Origin of the sequence: Streptomyces kronopolitis, from assembly GCF_050953795.1 — a bacterium.
GTDB classification, from domain to species: Bacteria; Actinomycetota; Actinomycetes; order Streptomycetales; family Streptomycetaceae; genus Streptomyces; species Streptomyces kronopolitis_A.
Genome location: NZ_CP191850.1, coordinates 7,035,540 through 7,052,072 on the forward strand (window position 1 = coordinate 7,035,540; position 16,533 = coordinate 7,052,072).

Genomic DNA, 16,533 nt, shown 5'->3' on the forward strand with positions numbered 1-16,533 from the left:
CGGCCTCGTAGGGCCCGGCGCCGGGAGCCCCGGGTGGGCGGACAGGGTCGGCCCGCCCACCCGGCCGGGGCATCCCCCCGGGTGGCTGCGGCCCGTCAGACGGCGGGCCGCAGTCGCACCGGCAGATGCTGGTGCCCGTAGGTGATGAGTGAGGGCGCCAGCATCAACTCCGAAGCAGGAACGGCGAGTTCGATGTCGGGTAAGCGTGCGAAGAGAGCCCGCAGGGCGCAGGCCGCCTCAAGGCGGGCCAGCGGCGCCCCCAGGCAGTAGTGGACCCCGTGGTCGAACGCCAGATGCTCCGGCCCCGGTGCGGCGCGGGTGAGGTCGAAGACGCCGGTGCGCTCGCCGTGCCGGCCGGGATGGCGGTTGGCCGCGGCGTACGAGGCGAGGATCGCCTCGCCCGCGGCGATGACCTGTCCGTCGGGCAGGGGGATGTCGCACACCGCGAAGCGCAGCGGAAGGTGCTTGATGGCCGGCTTCAGCCGCAGGGTCTCCTCGACGACATCTGCCCAGCCGGCCCGGCCGGCACGGACGTGGGCGAGCTGGCCGGGGTGGGTCAGCAGCGCCGTGACGGCCTGGTCGATCAGATTGACAGTCGTCTCGTAGCCCGCCGAGACCATCAGCAGCAGTGTGTCGCGCAACTCCTCGTCGGACAGCGCCGATTCCCCGCCCTCCTCGTCCCGCGCGGCGATCAGCAGGGAGGTCATGTCCTCCCCGGGAGCGGCCCGCCTGGTCGCGATGAGCCGGTCGAGGACCGTGTACAGGCGCGCCGTGTTCGCGGCCGCCTCCTCGGGGGTGAGCGTGGTGGCGAACACCCCGTCGACGACGCTCCGGAAGCCCTCGCGCTGGTCCGGGGGCAGCCCCATGAGATGGCTGATGACCCGGATCGGCAGCGGGTGGGCGAAGCGTGCGCGCAGGTCGACGGGCTCGCCGGGTGCGGTGGCGGCCAGGTCGTCGAGCAGACCGGCGACCAGGGCCTCGACGGTCCCGGTGAGCGCGGCCACCCGGCGCGGGGCGAAGGCGGGCGCCACCAGACGGCGCAGCCTGCGGTGCTCGCCCCCGTAGGCCGTGAACATGTTCTTCACCGAGACCCACAGGGCCAGCGGCCAGGTTTCGCCGACCTCCGCGAAGCGCGGCCAGTGCCGCCGGGCGTCCTTGGACACGTCCGGGCTGCTCAACAGCCTTTTCAGCAGCGTGGGTTCGCTGACGGACCACGCCGTCACGCCGAGGATGTCGACGCGCGAGGCGGGCCCCCGGGCGTGCAGCGCGCGGATCTCGGCGTCCGGGTCGGCGCCGCGGGCGTCGAGGACGAGGAGTTCGGGCTCATGGGGCATGACGGGACTTCCTTGTCCTCGACGGTGCGGGGGCACATGCCTGGCGGCGCCGCCGCCGTTCGCCTCGGGGTGAGGAGACGGCCGCGACGGGCGGGGCGCCGGCGGCCGTCTCCTCACCCCGCGTTGATAGCGTCGCTCCACGGGCCGCCGCGCGGGGAACGGGAGGTCGCTCACCCCGGAGGGTGGCAAGTCATACCGGCGGCGGCACCCCGCGGGCGCCCGCGGGCCCCGGCGCCTTCTCCGCCCCGCCGGAGGCCACCGGGCCCGAACGCCGCCGCTTCCGCGCTGCGCCATCCGGATGAAGAAGGCAAGTGCGCCCTCGCCCGGTGAAAGCGGCCCTGCCTAACTGGTGAGCGACAGGCAGGGCACGGGTGTTGCCGGGGAAGGTGGCGAGAACATGCCGATCAGTCCGAACCAGGGCTCCACCGGCGGCGGTTCCGCCGTGACCCTGACCGGCACCCATCTCGCGAACGCCACCGCGGTGCGCTTCGGTGCCAAGGCGGCCACCATCACGGCCAATACGGACACCTCCATCTCGGTGGTGGCCCCCTCGGGAGCCGGCGTGGTCGACACCACGGTCAGCACGCCCGGGGGCACCAGCAACCCGGTGCCCTTCTACTACATCCCCCCGCCCGTCATCATCGGCGTGTCACCGACGTCCGGGCCCGTGGCGGGCGGCGCCACCATCACGGTCACCGGGCGCGGACTCGCCACCACCACCTCCGTGGCGTTCGGCGCGACGGTCGTGACGCCGACGGTGGTGTCCGACAGCCAGCTCACCGTCGTCAGCCCGGCCCACGCGGCGGGTGTGGTGGCCCTGGTCGTCACCGCGTACGGCGGCACCGCCACCGCGTCCGTGACCTTCACCGTCGTGGGCGCGCCGACCGTCTCGGGCTTCACCCCGCTCACCGGCCTCCCGGCGGGCGGCACCATGGTCGACATCACCGGTACGGGGCTGTCGACGACCACCGGCGTGACCTTCGGGGGCGTCGCGGCCGTCTTCGCCGCGCTCTCCAGCACCCGGGTCGCGGCCATCGCCCCCACCCACTCCCTGGGCGCCGTCTCCATCGTGGTCACCACCACGGGCGGCAGCGTCACCGCGCCCGGGGTGTTCATCTATCTGCTCGGCTGACCCGGCGGACGCCGGCCCGCGCCGCCGCCGTCGAGGACCGGCCATTCGGCGGGAGGCGTGGTGAGCGGCCCCGGCGCCGGGAAGGGATGCCCCGTACGCGGCCGTACCGAGACCAGGCAGGACGGGGAGGAGGCCGGATGACCACGCAACCGGTGGAGACGCTCGATCTGGCGGCGATGGGGGAGGACTTCGTCCGCGATCCGTACGAGGTGTACGCGTCGCTGCGCGCCCGGGGCCCGGTCCACCGGGTACGTCTCCCGGAGGGCCCGGTCGTCTGGCTGGTCGTCGGGTACGACGAGGTCCGCGCGGCGCTCAGCGACCCGCGGCTGTCCAAGGAGTGGGAGCACGCCACGTCCGCGCAGCCCATGCAGCCGGTGACCCTGGGCGTGACGATGCTGCGCTCCAACGCCCCGCACCACACCCGGCTGCGCGGCCTGGTCGCCCGGGCCTTCACGGCGCGCCGGATGGCGTCCCTCGCGCCGCGGGTCCAGGAACTGACCGACGATCTGCTGGCGTCGATGCTCGCCGCGCCCGACGGCCGCGCCGACCTCGTCGACGCGCTGTCCTTCCCGCTGCCGATCACCGTGATCTGCGAGCTGCTGGGTGTGCCGTCCCTGGACCGGGAGGCCTTCCGTGACTGGACGGAGATCCTGCTCGTCGGCGCCGCGTCGGCGGAGGCCGGGGAAGCCCTGGTGGCCATGACGGACTATCTCGACGGTCTGGTGAAGGAGAAGCGGGTCCGCCCCGGCGATGACCTGCTGAGCGCCCTGATCGCGGTGAGCGATGAGGACGGCGACCGGCTCAGCCCGCCGGAACTCCTGGGAATGGCCCAGCTGTTGCTGATCGCGGGCTATGAGACCACCGCCAATCTCATCTCCAACGGAGTCCTCGCGCTGCTCACCCACCCGGCGCAACTCGCCGCGCTGCGCGCCGATCTGTCCCTCATCGACAACGCGGTCGAGGAGATGCTGCGCTACGAGGGGCCGATCGAGACCTCCACCTTCCGCTTCACCACCGAGGACACCGAGATCGCCGGCACGGTGATCCCGGGCGGCGGTGAGGTCGTGCTCCCCGTGATCGCGGACGCCGGCCGGGACCCCGTCCGCTTCGGTGACCCCGGACGCTTCGACATCACCCGCGACGCCCGGGGCCATGTGGCCTTCGGCCATGGCATCCACTTCTGTCTCGGCGCCCCGCTGGCACGCCTGGAGGCGCGGATCGCGGTGCGCACGCTCCTGGAACGCTGCCCGGCACTGGAGTTGGACGCCCACCCGGCCGATCTGAGCTGGCGGCTGGGCGCGTTGCTCCGTGGCCCGCGGCACCTTCCGATCCGCTGGTCCCCGCCGGCGGCGTGACGACCGGACCGGTCCGCGCAGGACCTCGGGCAGGGCGTCGCCCAGGGGGCGGCAGCCCGGCCTTCCGTGCACAATCCGTGGTCACTCCACCGCTCCGTGTGCGCGGATGTCGCGTATCGAGCCCCCGTCGGCGCCCGGGTGCCCCGTGCCGCCGGGCGAAGATGCGGATGCCCCGGCAGGCACGCAGCCTGAAAGTGGCGGACCCGTCAGCACCGGGGGCGACGCGGTACGACCCGGGGCCCCGCGCGCGACGGCGGGTCCCGGGCCGAGCCGTGTCGTGGACCCGCCGCACCGCCGGGTAGCCGCTACCGCGTCGGGTGCCCGCCCGTCCGCTAGATCGTCACGGTGACCGCGTAGGCGATGAAGAAGGCCGCGCAGAGCACGACGACGATGCCGAGGATGATCATCGGGCCCTTGGCCCATCCGCGTGCCTGCTGGTCGCGAGGGCCGGTTTCGGCGCCCGTGCTGCCCTCGCCCGCGGGGGTTTCGCCGGGCGGCACGCCGCCGACAGGGCCGGGGCGGCCATGGGGGCCGGGATCCTGCGTCTGTTCGTCCATGCCGGAAAGCTCTTCCTTGTGTGCGGGGCGCGCGGGCCGGTGCGGACGGCGCTACCAGTAGTGCCGTCGCCCGAAGACCGCGTGACCCAGCGAGCCGAGGATCCAGCAGATCGCGCCGAGGACGGCGAGCACGATCCCGATGGTCCACAGGATCCCGATGCCGGTCACGAAACCGATGATGAGCAAGATGACACCGAGAATGATCATGATGCTCTCCGATCTCGTACATGTCTCCTCTCTCACTGTGATCCGCCCTCGTCGCAAGGGCAACCGCTGACCTGCGCGGTCGGGTCCGGCGGCAGGGTCGGGCGGGGGAGTCGCCGGGCACGGGCCGCGCGCGGCGCTCCGTGAAGCACCCTCCTCGATGCCGTCGCCAACTCCTCTCCTGGTCACGCCTCTTGACGTCCGAGGAGTGGATTGGTTGAGTGGCTCATCCACTGAGCCACTGCGACCGGTCCACGCCGGTGAGGAGCCGTCGGATGCAGAAATCCCCCGCGCAGGAAGGCGCCCGATGACGAAGCGCCGCACCCGCTTCACCGAGACGATGACCGGCACCGTGCGGCTGACCGGGGAGCGGGAGGCCCGGCCGGTCCGGCTGGACCTGGAGGTCCGCACCGGCACCGTGCTGCTGCCGTGGCGCACCACCCGCGCACACGCCCGCGGCCGGCTGCGGGTGCGCGGCTGGGAGGGGGACACTCCGGTGGAGGGCGAGATGGAGATCTCGCCGCTCGCCCGGCGCCGGATCCGCTACCGCCTCACCTTCCGCAGGGCCGGGCACACCTACCTGCTGGACGGCTGGAAGTCCCCTTCGCCCCGCCACCCGCTGGCCTCCATGACCGTCCTGCCCTTCACCGTCCACGACGAGGCCCAGCGGGAGGCGGGGCGCGGCACCGTGCGCTTCTCGCTCGCCGGGGCCCTGCTGCCGTTCCTGGCCGGCTTCCGCTTCCCGGCTGCGGACCCCGGCCCGGCGCAGCTCGCCCCGCGGTGGAACGGCCGGCCCGGCCGGACGGAGGTCTGGTACACCACCGTCACCGAGCCGTCGACCGGCACCGGGCTCTGGCTGCACCACGAGATCACCGCCCCCGAGGACGGCAGTGGCGCCTACGCGCACGGGTGGGTGGCCGTGTGCCCACCCGGCGGCCCGGTCTCCCACGCCCGCTTCGGGCCCGAACCGTTCACCCCCGACGCCACCGGGTTCCGGGCCACGGACGCGCTGGCCGGCCCCGGCCGGCTGCGCGGCAGCTGCGGCCCCTACAGCTGGGACCTGACGGAGCATCAAGAAGGCGCCACGCTGCACACCTTCCCCGCGTGGGCCTGGCGCCGCCCCCTGCTGCCGGCGGCGCAGATCGTCCCGGGCGGCCGGGCCCGCTACACCGGGACGGTCCGCGGCCCCGGCACCGACCTCACCCTCTCCGGCGCGCCCGGCGCCACCGGACGGATCTACGGCCACGGCAACGCCCGCCGCTGGGCCTGGTTGCACGCCGACCTCGGCGGCGGTGACGTGCTGGAGGTGGTGGCCGCGGTGGCCCGCCGACCGGGGCTGGACCGGCTGCCGCCGCTGGTGTTCCTGCGGCTGCGCCGGGCGGGCCGCGACTGGCCCCGGCGCGGCACCCGCACCGCGCTGGGCTGGTGCGGGCTCGGCCGTTTCCGCGCGGACGTCGGACTGCCCTCCTGGACCGTCACCGGGCGGGCCGGCCCGCACCGGATCCGGGTCACCGTCGACCAGCCCGAAGAGCGCACCCTCGCGCTGGAGTACACCGACCCGGACGGCAGCCGTGCGGTGTGCCGCAACAGCGTCACCGCCGATGCCCGGGTCGTCCTGGAGCGGTGGTGGGGCGGCTGGCGCCCGGAGGCCGAATGGACCCTGCGCGGCACCGCGCACGCGGAGGTGGGGGAGCGATGAACACCGCGACCGAAGGGCTGTTGGCCGCGCTGCTGGCCGAGGACGATCCGGCGGCGGTACGCGCGGTGGCCGGCCGCCTCGACGGGGCGCTCGCCGCCATGCCGGGGGCCGCCCGTGCCGCGATGGCCGCGGCCGCGCGGGCCGTCGACGTCTGCGCCCGGGCCCGGCACGGCCGCCCGCTCGCCCGCCTCACCCCCGAGGAGCGGGAGCGCACCGTCACCGCGCTGGTGAGCCGGCCGGGCACCGCCCACCTCATGGACCTCGTCAAGGTCCCGGTGCTGCTCGCGGCCGGTACGGAGTACCACGCGCGCCGCGCCACCCCGGCGCCCCGCCCGGCGGCGCCCGCCGACCCGCCGCTGGACTGCACGCCCTCCGCGGAGTGGCCCGACCGACAGGGCGCCGACGCGATCGTGGTCGGCTCCGGTGCCGGTGGCGCCGTCGCCGCCCGCACCCTGGCCCGGGCCGGACTGCGGGTGCTGGTGCTGGAGGAGGGGCGGCACCACCCCACCGCCGAGTTCGCCCGCACGACCCCGCTCGACCGGTTCGGCGCGCTCTACCGTGACGGCGGCGCGAGCGTCCTGCTGGGCGCGCCCGCCGTGCTGCTGCCGACCGGACGGGCGGTGGGCGGCACCACGATCGTCAACTCCGGCACCTGCTACCGCACTCCGGACCGGGTGCTGGCCCGCTGGCGGGACTCCTTCGGCCTGCCGCTCGCCGATGCCGCGGGGTTCGCCCGGCAGCTGGACGAGGTCGAGCGCACCCTGTCCGTGGCCCGCCAGCCCACCGACGTGCTCGGGGCCAACGGCCGCCTCGCCCTGCTCGGTGCGGAGCGGCTGGGCTGGCGGGCGGACGCGCTGCGCCGCAACGCTCCCGGGTGCCGGGGCTCTTGTGAGTGCGTCGTGGGGTGCCCGACGGGTGCCAAGCAGAGCGTGCAGCTGTCGGTGCTGCCCGACGCCTGCGCGCACGGCGCCCGCCTGATTACCTCGGCCCGGGTGGATCGCCTCCTGGTCGAGCGGGACCGCCCGGGCGGCCCCCGGGTGGCCGGGGTCGCGGCCCGGCGGCCGGACGGCACCGCCTTCGAGATCCTCGCCCCGCTGGTGGTGGTGGCCGCCGGTGCGCTCCAGTCACCGCTGCTGCTGCGCCGGTCGGGCCTCGGCGGCCACCCGATGACCGGCCGCAATCTCGCGGTCCATCCGGCCACCAGCGTCGCGGGCCGCTTCGCCGAGCCGGTCGCCGGGACGCCGTCGGTGCTGCAGAGCGCCGGTGTGGAGGAACTGCACGACCGGGGCATCCTGTTGGAGGCCACCGCCCCGCCGCCGGGACTGAGCTCCTTCGTGCTGCCCGGTGCGGGCCGGGCGCTGCGCTCCGGCCTGGAGAACGCCGGCCATCTCGGCACCCTCGGCGCCATGATCGCCGACCGGCCCGGCGGCCGGGTGACGGGCCGGGAGCGCGCGGTCTCCCTTTACCGCCTCGATCCGCGCGACGGCCGGCGGCTGCTCGAAGCCGTACGGGCCATGGGCGAGCTGCTGCTGGCGGCCGGCGCCGAGGAGGTGTTCACGGGCGTGCCGGGCGCCCCGGCGGTGCGTTCCCCCCGTGAGCTGGACGCCGCCCTGGAAACGATCACCCCGCGGCAGCTCCATCTGTCGGCGTTCCACCCGACCGGCACCGTCGCCCTGGGGGCCGACCCCCGGCGGGCACCCGCGGACCCTCTCGGCCGGCTGCGCGGCGTGCGGGGCGTGCTGATCGCGGACGGCTCCGCGCTGCCCAGCTGCCCCGAGGTCAATCCGCAGCTCACCATCATGGCGCTGGCCCTGGCCGTCTCGGAGGCCGCCTGCGGCGCGGAGGGCGGCTGAGACGCGGGTGGCGGATCCCGCGCCCGGCCCTACGCCCGAGGCGCGGTCGCGGCCTCGGCCTCGGCGGGCCTGACCACGTCACGGGCCGGCCGGGCGCCCTTGTACGGTGGGGCGCGCACGACAACGTCGGACGGCCGCCGGGCCGCATGAGGGTGGGGAGCGGTGGTGGCGCCGATGGACGATCCGATCACTCGGGACACGACGGTCGACGCCCTGGAGCGCCGGCTGCGGGACGCGATCATCGACGGCCGGCACCCGGTGGGTGCCCTGCTGCCGCCCGAACGCGAGCTGGCCGCCTCCTACGGGGTCAACCGCACCACGCTCAAGCACGCGTTCGTCCGGCTGATGCAGGCGGGCCTGGTCGAGACCCGGCACGGGGTGGGCACGCGGGTCCGGGACTTCTGGCGGCTGGGAACGGCGGAGCTGCTGCCGTCGCTGGTGCTGCGGGACGGCGCCTGGCTCGGCGAGATCTTCGAGGTGCGCCGCCAAGTGGGCACCCTGATCGGGGGGTTGGCCGCCCGCCGGGCCACCGCGCGGGACGTGGCGGCGCTGCGGAAGCAGGTCGCCGCCGTCCGGTCCGGCGACGGCGGTGATCAGGTGCAGCTCGCCGACGCCGAGTTCCACCGCACCCTGGCCCGCGCCACCGGCAACCGCGTCTATCTGCTGATGACCAACACCCTGCTCGGCGGCTACCTCCCGGTGCGCCAGGCGCTCGCCGGGCCGTTCCAGGACGCCGCTGCCGCCGCGGACCGCCTCCACCCGGTGGCGGAGGCGGTGGCCGCGGGCGACGAGGACGCCGCCCGCCGGGCCGTCGAGGCCTATATGACGGATACCGAGGCCCTCATGCGCGCCCCGGACGGGCGGGTGTCCTGACCCGGGGTGGTTCAGGAGAGGGCGGCCCCGTTGCCGCCGGGCCCGTTGTCCTGGGCCGGGATACGGGCGCCCGCCCACCCCTGCACGGTCGGTTCCTCCAGTGAGTCGACCCACCAGTCGGCCAGCGCCTGCTCCTTCTCGCCGGGCTGGGCGCCCACCCCGAGCACCCGCATGCCGGCGGCCGCCGCGGCCTGCACGCCGCAGTGCGAGTCCTCGACGGCCAGCGCGTCCCCCGGGTCGACCCCGCAGAGCCGGGCGGCGGTGACGTAGACATCGGGGTGCGGCTTGGGCCTGATGGTGGCGTCGGGCACCACGATGTGGCGGAAGCACTCCCGCAGCCCGGCCATGCCCAGGCAGGACTCGACGACCTCCAGCGGGCAGTTGCTGGCCACCGCCAGCGGGGCGAACTGCACCGCCGAATGCACCAGTTCCGGCGCGCCGGGCATGGTGGTGGGGTTGGCCGCCACCAGCTCGCGGAAGCGGTCGAGCAGGGTGTCCGTCATGGTCTTCGTCAGATCCGGGCGGTCGGCCGCCTCGGCCATCAGGCGCCCGCATTCGGTGTAGTGCACACCGCGGGCCTGTTCGGAGAATTCGGCCGAGGGGGTGCAGCCGTATTCGCGCAGCACCAGGTCGCGGGCGTCCACCCAGTGGCGCTCGGTGTCCATGAGGGTGCCGTCGCAGTCGAAGACGACGGCGGCGGGTGTCCAGGAGAAAAGACGATGTGCGGTCATCCGGGTTTCCGTTCCGACAGGCCCGGGGCGGCGAATGGCCGGTCGCGTGCGGGGCGAGGCAGCGTCGGATGACGGCCGCCGGGCACCGGGCTGGGGGGTTTCCGGCAGAGGTCGGCCACCGCGAAAGGGGGAGCCTGGTGCGCTCTGCAGCGGAAAATAACGATCGTTACGTTACGGACGGCAACTCGCCCCGGTCAATAGACTCCTAATTGTCCATATTTTATGTTCTATCGGTAACTGAGGGTCCCGTAGGCCGTCCGTGTACCGCCCTGGGTGACCCGGAAGACGCAGAGCGAGTCGTACTGCGTGCACAGCACCCGGGCGGGCGGGGCGAGTTCGGTGAAACGGACGGCCTTCATGCGGCCGGCGCGCGGGCGGCGCAGGGTGCCGCCGCTGCCGAACGAGGCGGCCTGCCGCGCGGCCTCCAGCAGCGCCATGCCCGGCACATGGTCGGTCGGGTGGTCGAAGAGGAACGGGTGCAGCGGGTCGGCGGGCGCGAGGAGCAGCCCGTCCCCGGCGACGGCCAGGACCGCGTCCTGCGGGTGGTTCACGGCCAGTGCCGCGGCCGGCGGCCGGTGCGCCCCGTCCGGGGACGGGACGGCCACCGCGACCCGGGCGGCCCTGCCGCGCAGCGTGCGGTACTGCGCCTCGCTCAGGAACCGCACGCCGCCGCCGCCCTGCCCGAAGGCCAGTCCGCGGACGGTGAAGACGGCGTCCAGGCGCAGCGCGCACACGCGGTGGTCGGCGGTGCGCCGTACGGCGCTCACCCGCGCGCGGCAGGTGACCTCGGTCGCGCCGGAGTGAGCCGGCGGCGCACTGCCGGCCGCCAGACGGAAGTAGAGGTCGGTGATGACCGCGTGGCACGCCGCGGGAACGGCGTAGAACCGCAGCGGGACGTACAGGCCGAGCTGGCGCAGCGTCTCCACGAGGATCATCGGGCTGTGCCGCTGTGACCCGTCGCGGGGGAACGTCGCATGGGCCCGGGGCCACGACGCGGCCGCGGTGAAGACGTCGGGGGCTTCCGTCCGCCGTACGTCCGTGAGGAGGACCTCCGCCACGGAGGTCCGGTGCACCAGCTCCCGCTCGACGGTGCGGGACCGGCTGAGCGGCTCACTCTTTCCGGCAGTGCCAGCAGTTGAGGAACTCATACGACCAGGGAATATCGAAATTCGAACATCCGCACCTGTTCATTCCGGGTGGCGCAGCGCGATAGATTGCGGGCCGCCGGCACGAGAACGACGTCTGAGGTGTACGTGCAGATCCGCGCGAAGACGACACGCAGGTTCCTTCTGGAGGCGGCGGCGGCCCTGTTCGACGAGCGGGGTTACGCCGGTACCAGCATCAGCGATATCAGTGCACATTCGGGCCGCACCAGCGGAGCCATCTATTTCCATTTCGCCAGCAAGGAGAAACTCGCGCTCGCCATCGTCGAGGAGCATTTCGCCACCTGGCCGCAATTGATCACCCGCAACCGGAAGCCCGGCCTGCCCGCCCTGGAGCAGCTCGTCGGCCTGAGCTTCGACGTGGCCCGCTCGTTCCGGGACGACATCGTGGTGCGGGCCGGGTCCCGCCTCTGGGCCGAGCGCAAGGCCATCGAAACCGAGCTGCCCGCCCCGTTCCTCGGCTGGATCGACGCGGTCACCGAGCTCCTCGAAGAGGCCGGCGACAACGGCGAACTCGCCGCCGGGGTGCCGCCCGCCGCGACCGCCCACAGCGTCGTCTGCGCCTTCTTCGGGCTGCACACCGTCTCCGACGCGCTGGAGGGGCGCCGGCGCATCGAGGCCCATCTGCACGACCTGTGGCTGCTGCTGCTCCGTGCCCTCCAGGCCGAACCGGACCCCGCGGGCCTGCTGGAGCGGGTCCGCCGCCGGACCTCCACCGGTACGCAGGCACCCGAGCCGGCGTAGGGCCGGGGGTGCCCACGCCGCGTCCGCGGGCGGGCTGGGCGCGGGGTGATGGGGGAGGGGCCGGGGCGGGCAGGAGCACCTCGCGAGAGGCGCCGCGCCCGGCCTCGGGGGGCCGGGCGCCGCGGGCGGTGGTGCAGTTTATTGCATGACACCGGCAGTTAGTTGCACCATGCTGCGCTTGTGTCTATCGTCTCGAAGCGGAGCCTTCGAAAGATGGCCAAAGGGGGACGACCAGTGACCGTCATAGCTTCTGCGGCCCAGCCGGACACGGCTGTTGCCGCCTGCCGAACCGCGACGGGAGACCCGCATGGCGGCTGAGCGCAGCAGTTCTCTCTCCGGCAGCCGCCGAGGGCGCATTCCCTTCCTCGCCGACCGCGAAAATCCAGCGGGCGACGCGGTATTGCACACGCTTCTCCCCACCGCCGCGCACAAAGGCGCAACGGCCGTTGAGGAGGCGCCCTTCGGTATCGGCGCGGCCTGGCAGCTCGGGGAAAGCCTCTACACACAGGTGCAGGACAATTCCACCGGGCGGCTGGCCGTATTCGCCACGCGCGGCTCCGGACACATAGAACGCGTCACCGGCTACAGCTGGCACATCGGCCCCGTCTGGCGCCTGCTCACCGGACCGGCCGCCCCGCGTGACCTGTGGTCCCAGCTGCACCACGAACACCTCCTGCGGCACTCTCCCGTGACGGGCCCCGTCCCGGCGTGCCCACTGCACCGCGGCGGACACCCCGAGGGCCGTGCGCCCGCCCCGGCCACCGCGGACGACGCCCCGCGCGAGGAGGCGCCCGCCCCGCCGTTCACCCGGGACGACGATCCGCTCGAAGGGCTCTGGGAGATCTCGTGCCCGAAGGGTTCGGCGCCCCAGCCGCTCAGGGACGGTGCGGAGTTGCTGCTCCGGCGGGTGGCGCACCTGCTGGAGGACTGCCCGGTACCGCCGCCGCACGAGCGTCCGCACGCCCAGCACTCCGACGCCGCCCTGTCCGGCCAACTCCTGTGCGCCTACGACGCGTTGCGGGGCGCGCTGGCGCTGCACTGCCCGCGGCAGAGCGGCTGGCTCGGCTCCTGGGCCTACGGCATCGCCGAGGAACTGATCTGGCGGGACCGCCTGGGCCCGGGCCGCGGCGAGGCCGAACGGGCCGCCCGGGAGGCGATGGCGGCCGAATCCGCGCTGTCGCCGTCGTGGCCCCCGCCGGTCCCGCACCTCTGCCCCGGACTGCACCTCGTCCATGACGCGACCGCGGGCGGCTGACCGGCGACCCGGCCGGGGACCGCCGCGTTCCGGCCACACCGCACACCATCCGGGGTGCCGGCCGCGGCCGGGGCCGGCAGCCCTCCCTCCGTACGCAGGTCAGCGGCGCCGCGTACCCTGCACCGGGGGCATCGTGCCGCGTGCGATCCTGTAGTGCACACGCCATGGAGGGACAAGGGTGGACCGTCACGAACTCGCCGAGGGGGCAGGCATGTCCGCCGGTCCGGACGAGGCCGCGCACGCCGCCAAGACCGCCATCGCCCGCAGGCTCCGGCACCTCCGCCAGCACCACCCCGAAGGCCCCGTCACCCTGGCCCGGCTCGCGGAACTCGCCGGGGTCTCGAAGCGCACCCTGGCCGCCGCCGAATCCGCTGACGGCACCAACCTGACCGTGGAGACCCTCGTCAAGGTGGCCCACAGCCTGGGCATCTCCCGCGTGGCCTACTTCCTCGACGAGCAGGTCTTCACCGACGTCAACTCCGAGCTGGAGCTGCTCAGCAAGCTGCGCAGCCATCGCGTGGAGAGCGTGGCCCTGCGCCAGACGGGACCCGCCGCGCCCGCCTCCTCGCTGACCGAACTGAGCCACCTCATCAGCCGGTTGGTCAGCACCGCCGAAGCCGCCCGGGCGACCCTCGAAGAGCTTCCGGGGCAGGGCGGCGACGACGCCACCGCGCAGTGACGGTGTGGCGCCGGCGGCACCGGCACGTGGACCCGCAGGCGGCGCGGCTGCGCGAGTCATGCGAACGACGCGTCGACGAGCTGGAGCTGCCCGCACGCACCGAGCTGTCCGTCGACGAGCTGTGCGCCCACCTCAGCCGGCGCTCCGGACGTCCCATCCAGCTGCTGCCCTGCCCCCTGCCGCTGGGCAGCCCCGACGGCCTGTGGGTCTCCACGGCCGGCGCGGAGTACGTCGTCTACGAGGAGCGGCTCGCACCGGTGCACCAGCAACAGGTCATCCTGCACGAGCTGGGGCACCTCATCTGCGACCACGAGGCGAGCCCGGTCCTCACCCCCGAGGCCTCCCGGCTGCTGCTGCCCTCGCTCGACCCCACGCTGATCCGCCGGACCCTGGGCCGCGAACACTCCCGGTCCTGGGCGGAGACCGAAGCCGAGTACGTCGGCTCCCTGATCGGGCGACGGATCGGCAGCTGGACCACCGGCCGGCTCCGGCCCGTCCCACCCGCCATGCAAGAGCTGGTCGCCCGGCTCGGTGCGCTGGAAAATCCCGCCTTCCGAGGAAGTCATGAATAGCGTTCTCTACCCCTTGTGCGCCGTCGTCGCCGGCCTGGCGCTGCTGTACAAACTGCGCGTGCTGCGCATCGACCGGTCCGTGACGCAGGTCGCGCTGCTCGGCAACTTCTTCTTCCTGTTCGTCACCTACACCGTCTCCACCCCCGCGGTCTGGGCGGCCCTCAGCAGCGCCGTCGGCATCGTCAACTTCTCCGGGCTGCTGTCGCAGAGCTGCGTCGTCCTGCTGACGGCGTGCCAGCAGGTCGTGCTGCTCCACCTCACCCATGACGCCCCCCTCGCCTGGCGCAAGGCACGGCCCCGGCTGATCGGGCTCGGGCTCGTACTCCTCGCCATGGTGGCGCTGTTCACCGCCGCCACCAGCCGCGGTGAGAAGCCCGACGACTTCGCCCTCGACAGCGCCCAGTACTACCCCGCCTATCTCACCCTCTATCTGCTCGCCTACGCCGCGAACCAGATCGATGTGGGCGTCCTCGGCTGGCGCTACGCCAGGATCGCTCCGCACCCCTGGATGCGCCGCGGGCTGTACCTCATCGCCGCCACCCTGCCCTTCGCCCTCGTCTACACCGGCTGCCGGGCCGCCGACATCGTCGCCGCCCAGTTCGGCGTCAGCGGGCAGGGCTGGGAGCCGGTGGCGCAGGTCGCCGTCACCATCGCCACCCTCAGCAAGACGCTGGGCTGGATCCTCCCCGACTGGGGCCGCCATCTCACCGCGCTGTGGGGGCGGTTCACCGACCACCGCGCGTTCCGGGAGCTGGGCCCGCTGCACCGCGAGGTCACCTCCCAGATCCCCGACCCGGTGCTGCACCTCGAACCCGACACGGATCTGCGCACCCGCCTCTACCGCAGGCTCGTGGAGATCCGCGACGCCCAGTGGGCACTGCGCGTCTGGACCCCGGCAGAGGTGGCCGGCGCCGCCGAGGAGCGCGCCCTCGCGGCCGGTCTGACCGGCACCGACCTGGCGGCCACCGTCGAGGCGGCACAGCTCAGGGCCGCCCTGGAGGCGCGCGCCGCACAGGTGCGGCCCGCCGTCCACCCGCAGACGCCCCGGGTGGCGGAGCCCGAGGACCTCGCCGCCGAACTCGCCTTCCAGCGCAAGCTGGCGCGCGCCTTCACCACGTCCCCGATAGCCCGGGCCGCGGCCACGCACGCCGCGGCCGCCCCGGAACCCCAGGAACGCCCATGACGCAGCCGACCACTGCCCTCAGCGCCCCCTTCGACCAGGAGTTCTTCCAGGACCCCTATCCCACCTACGCCCGGCTGCGCGAGGAAGGGCCCGTGCACCGGATCGCGCTGCCCGACGGGTCGCCCGTCTGGCTCGTCACCCGGGAGTGCGACGTCCGCGCCGGACTCACCGACGCACGGCTGTCGGTGAACAAGGCGCACTCCACGAACGGTTACCGGGGTTTCTCGCTGCCGCCCGCGCTGGACGCCAACCTCCTCAACATCGACCCGGACGATCATCTGCGGCTGCGCCGGCTGGTCTCCAAGGGCTTCACACCACGGCACGTCGAGCAACTCCGCGCGCGGGTGGCCACCGTGGCCGCGCAGCTCGCCGACCGGCTGGCCGAGGCGGGACAGGCCGACCTGGTCACGACGTTCGCCAACCCGCTGCCCCTGATCATCATCGGCGACCTGCTGGCCGTGCCCGAGGCGGACAGCCGCACGTTCTCCGGCTGGGTCGGCGCCATGTTCGCCCCCGAGTACCCGGGACACACCGCCGAGGCGATCGGACACATCCACCGCTACCTCGTGGACCTCATCGCCGCCCGCCGCGCCCGGCCCGCGGACGACCTGCTGTCCTCCCTGATCGCCACCCGCGACGACGGCGCCCGGCTCAGCGAGGACGAACTGGTCTCGCTGGCCTTCCTGATCCTCATGGCGGGCAGCGAGAACACCCAGCACCTGATCAGCGGCGGACTGCTGACCCTGCTCCGCCACCCCGACCAGCTACGCACCCTGCGCGCCCGGCCCGAGTTGATGCCGGAGGCCGTGGAGGAGCTGTTCCGCTTCGCGCATCCCAACCAGATGGCCATCCGGCGCTTCCCCACCGAGCCCGTCGACATCGGCGGCGTACGGATTCCGGCCGGCGACACCGTGCTGCTCGGCCTCGCGTCCGCCCACCGCGACCCGGCACGCTACCCCGCACCGGACCGCTTCGACCCGCACCGTGCCGACAAGGCGCATCTCGCACTCGGCCACGGCGTCCACTACTGCCTGGGCGCCGCCCTGGCGCGGCTGGAAAGCCGCACCGCCCTGACCACCCTGCTCGACCGCTTCCCGCGGCTGCGGCTCGCCGTCCCCGACGAACGGCTGGAGTGGCGCGCGTCGTTCCGGTCGCACGCGCTCAAGCGGCTGCCCGTCGCGGTCGGGTGAGCGCCCCGA

16 protein-coding genes are annotated in these 16,533 nt (G+C 74.0%); 11 read left to right on the forward strand and 5 right to left on the reverse strand.

Annotation, left to right across the window (positions count from 1 at the left end; genetic code table 11):
* Nucleotides 1-95: 95 nt before the first annotated feature.
* Nucleotides 96-1,334 (reverse strand): cytochrome P450 family protein, encoded by a 1,239-nt coding sequence (locus tag ACQP17_RS31025; protein WP_433859258.1) that lies wholly within the window; start codon nt 1,332-1,334, stop codon nt 96-98.
* A 397-nt stretch (nt 1,335-1,731) separates the two neighbouring features.
* Here ACQP17_RS31025 and ACQP17_RS31030 point away from each other — a divergent pair, with 397 nt between their 5' ends.
* On the forward strand, nt 1,732-2,466 hold the full coding sequence (locus tag ACQP17_RS31030) for an IPT/TIG domain-containing protein (protein WP_433859259.1): 735 nt from the start codon (nt 1,732-1,734) through the stop codon (nt 2,464-2,466).
* Between the two features lie 137 nt (nt 2,467-2,603).
* Nucleotides 2,604-3,821, forward strand: a complete 1,218-nt coding sequence (locus tag ACQP17_RS31035) for a cytochrome P450 family protein (protein WP_433859260.1) — start codon at nt 2,604-2,606, stop codon at nt 3,819-3,821.
* Between the two features lie 332 nt (nt 3,822-4,153).
* On the opposite strand, the gene ACQP17_RS31040 is transcribed toward ACQP17_RS31035, so the two are convergent.
* Complete coding sequence (locus ACQP17_RS31040; RefSeq protein WP_433859261.1) at nt 4,154-4,378, reverse strand: DUF6480 family protein; 225 nt, start codon at nt 4,376-4,378, stop codon at nt 4,154-4,156.
* A gap of 51 nt (nt 4,379-4,429) precedes the next feature.
* Nucleotides 4,430-4,585: a hypothetical protein gene (locus tag ACQP17_RS31045; protein ID WP_329143856.1), complete on the reverse strand. Its 156-nt coding sequence runs from the start codon at nt 4,583-4,585 to the stop codon at nt 4,430-4,432.
* A 304-nt stretch (nt 4,586-4,889) separates the two neighbouring features.
* On the opposite strand from ACQP17_RS31045, the gene ACQP17_RS31050 reads away from it, so the two are divergent.
* From ACQP17_RS31050 to ACQP17_RS31060, 3 genes are all read left to right on the forward strand, one after another.
* On the forward strand, nt 4,890-6,281 hold the full coding sequence (locus tag ACQP17_RS31050) for a hypothetical protein (RefSeq protein WP_433859262.1): 1,392 nt from the start codon (nt 4,890-4,892) through the stop codon (nt 6,279-6,281).
* Nucleotides 6,278-8,134 carry a GMC family oxidoreductase N-terminal domain-containing protein gene (locus ACQP17_RS31055; protein WP_433859263.1) on the forward strand — a complete coding sequence of 619 codons (1,857 nt, stop codon included), beginning with the start codon at nt 6,278-6,280 and terminating at the stop codon, nt 8,132-8,134. Before ACQP17_RS31050 ends, ACQP17_RS31055 begins: the two co-directional genes overlap by 4 nt.
* A gap of 174 nt (nt 8,135-8,308) precedes the next feature.
* Nucleotides 8,309-9,007 (forward strand): FadR/GntR family transcriptional regulator, encoded by a 699-nt coding sequence (locus tag ACQP17_RS31060; protein ID WP_433859264.1) that lies wholly within the window; start codon nt 8,309-8,311, stop codon nt 9,005-9,007.
* 11 nt (nt 9,008-9,018) lie between these two features.
* Here the strand turns inward: ACQP17_RS31060 and ACQP17_RS31065 are convergent, their stop codons facing one another.
* The gene (locus ACQP17_RS31065; RefSeq protein ID WP_433859265.1) at nt 9,019-9,738 is read right to left on the reverse strand and encodes an HAD family hydrolase; all 720 of its coding nucleotides are present in this window, start codon (nt 9,736-9,738) and stop codon (nt 9,019-9,021) included.
* Nucleotides 9,739-9,965: 227 nt separating this feature from the next.
* Entirely contained in the window at nt 9,966-10,886 is a 921-nt protein-coding gene (locus ACQP17_RS31070) for a ScbA/BarX family gamma-butyrolactone biosynthesis protein (protein WP_433859266.1), read from the reverse strand.
* A gap of 99 nt (nt 10,887-10,985) precedes the next feature.
* Here ACQP17_RS31070 and ACQP17_RS31075 point away from each other — a divergent pair, with 99 nt between their 5' ends.
* The 6 genes from ACQP17_RS31075 to ACQP17_RS31100 all read left to right on the forward strand — a co-directional run bounded on the left by ACQP17_RS31075 (nt 10,986) and on the right by ACQP17_RS31100 (nt 16,524).
* On the forward strand, nt 10,986-11,645 hold the full coding sequence (locus ACQP17_RS31075) for a ScbR family autoregulator-binding transcription factor (protein ID WP_433859267.1): 660 nt from the start codon (nt 10,986-10,988) through the stop codon (nt 11,643-11,645).
* 307 nt (nt 11,646-11,952) lie between these two features.
* On the forward strand, nt 11,953-12,900 hold the full coding sequence (locus tag ACQP17_RS31080; protein ID WP_433859268.1) for a hypothetical protein: 948 nt from the start codon (nt 11,953-11,955) through the stop codon (nt 12,898-12,900).
* A gap of 178 nt (nt 12,901-13,078) precedes the next feature.
* Nucleotides 13,079-13,579, forward strand: a complete 501-nt coding sequence (locus ACQP17_RS31085) for a helix-turn-helix domain-containing protein (RefSeq protein ID WP_433859269.1) — start codon at nt 13,079-13,081, stop codon at nt 13,577-13,579.
* 26 nt (nt 13,580-13,605) lie between these two features.
* Nucleotides 13,606-14,151: an ImmA/IrrE family metallo-endopeptidase gene (locus tag ACQP17_RS31090; protein WP_433859270.1), complete on the forward strand. Its 546-nt coding sequence runs from the start codon at nt 13,606-13,608 to the stop codon at nt 14,149-14,151.
* Nucleotides 14,144-15,334, forward strand: coding sequence for an MAB_1171c family putative transporter (locus tag ACQP17_RS31095; protein ID WP_433859271.1), 1,191 nt, complete (start codon nt 14,144-14,146; stop codon nt 15,332-15,334). Before ACQP17_RS31090 ends, ACQP17_RS31095 begins: the two co-directional genes overlap by 8 nt.
* A complete protein-coding gene (locus ACQP17_RS31100; protein ID WP_433859272.1) occupies nt 15,331-16,524 on the forward strand; it encodes a cytochrome P450 family protein in 1,194 nt (397 codons plus the stop codon). The genes ACQP17_RS31095 and ACQP17_RS31100 overlap by 4 nt, the downstream gene beginning before the upstream one ends.
* The last annotated feature ends 9 nt before the right edge of the window (nt 16,525-16,533 follow it).

Coding starts and splice junctions, on each gene's coding strand:
- ACQP17_RS31050 (WP_433859262.1), top strand. CDS start 4,890: ATGACGAAGCGCCGCACCCGCTTCACCGAGACGATGACCGGCACCGTG.
- ACQP17_RS31035 (WP_433859260.1), top strand. CDS start 2,604: ATGACCACGCAACCGGTGGAGACGCTCGATCTGGCGGCGATGGGGGAG.
- ACQP17_RS31095 (WP_433859271.1), top strand. CDS start 14,144: ATGAATAGCGTTCTCTACCCCTTGTGCGCCGTCGTCGCCGGCCTGGCG.
- ACQP17_RS31100 (WP_433859272.1), top strand. CDS start 15,331: ATGACGCAGCCGACCACTGCCCTCAGCGCCCCCTTCGACCAGGAGTTC.
- ACQP17_RS31030 (WP_433859259.1), top strand. CDS start 1,732: ATGCCGATCAGTCCGAACCAGGGCTCCACCGGCGGCGGTTCCGCCGTG.
- ACQP17_RS31045 (WP_329143856.1), bottom strand. CDS start 4,585: ATGATCATTCTCGGTGTCATCTTGCTCATCATCGGTTTCGTGACCGGC.
- ACQP17_RS31080 (WP_433859268.1), top strand. CDS start 11,953: ATGGCGGCTGAGCGCAGCAGTTCTCTCTCCGGCAGCCGCCGAGGGCGC.
- ACQP17_RS31065 (WP_433859265.1), bottom strand. CDS start 9,738: ATGACCGCACATCGTCTTTTCTCCTGGACACCCGCCGCCGTCGTCTTC.
- ACQP17_RS31055 (WP_433859263.1), top strand. CDS start 6,278: ATGAACACCGCGACCGAAGGGCTGTTGGCCGCGCTGCTGGCCGAGGAC.
- ACQP17_RS31025 (WP_433859258.1), bottom strand. CDS start 1,334: ATGCCCCATGAGCCCGAACTCCTCGTCCTCGACGCCCGCGGCGCCGAC.
- ACQP17_RS31040 (WP_433859261.1), bottom strand. CDS start 4,378: ATGGACGAACAGACGCAGGATCCCGGCCCCCATGGCCGCCCCGGCCCT.
- ACQP17_RS31060 (WP_433859264.1), top strand. CDS start 8,309: ATGGACGATCCGATCACTCGGGACACGACGGTCGACGCCCTGGAGCGC.
- ACQP17_RS31070 (WP_433859266.1), bottom strand. CDS start 10,886: ATGAGTTCCTCAACTGCTGGCACTGCCGGAAAGAGTGAGCCGCTCAGC.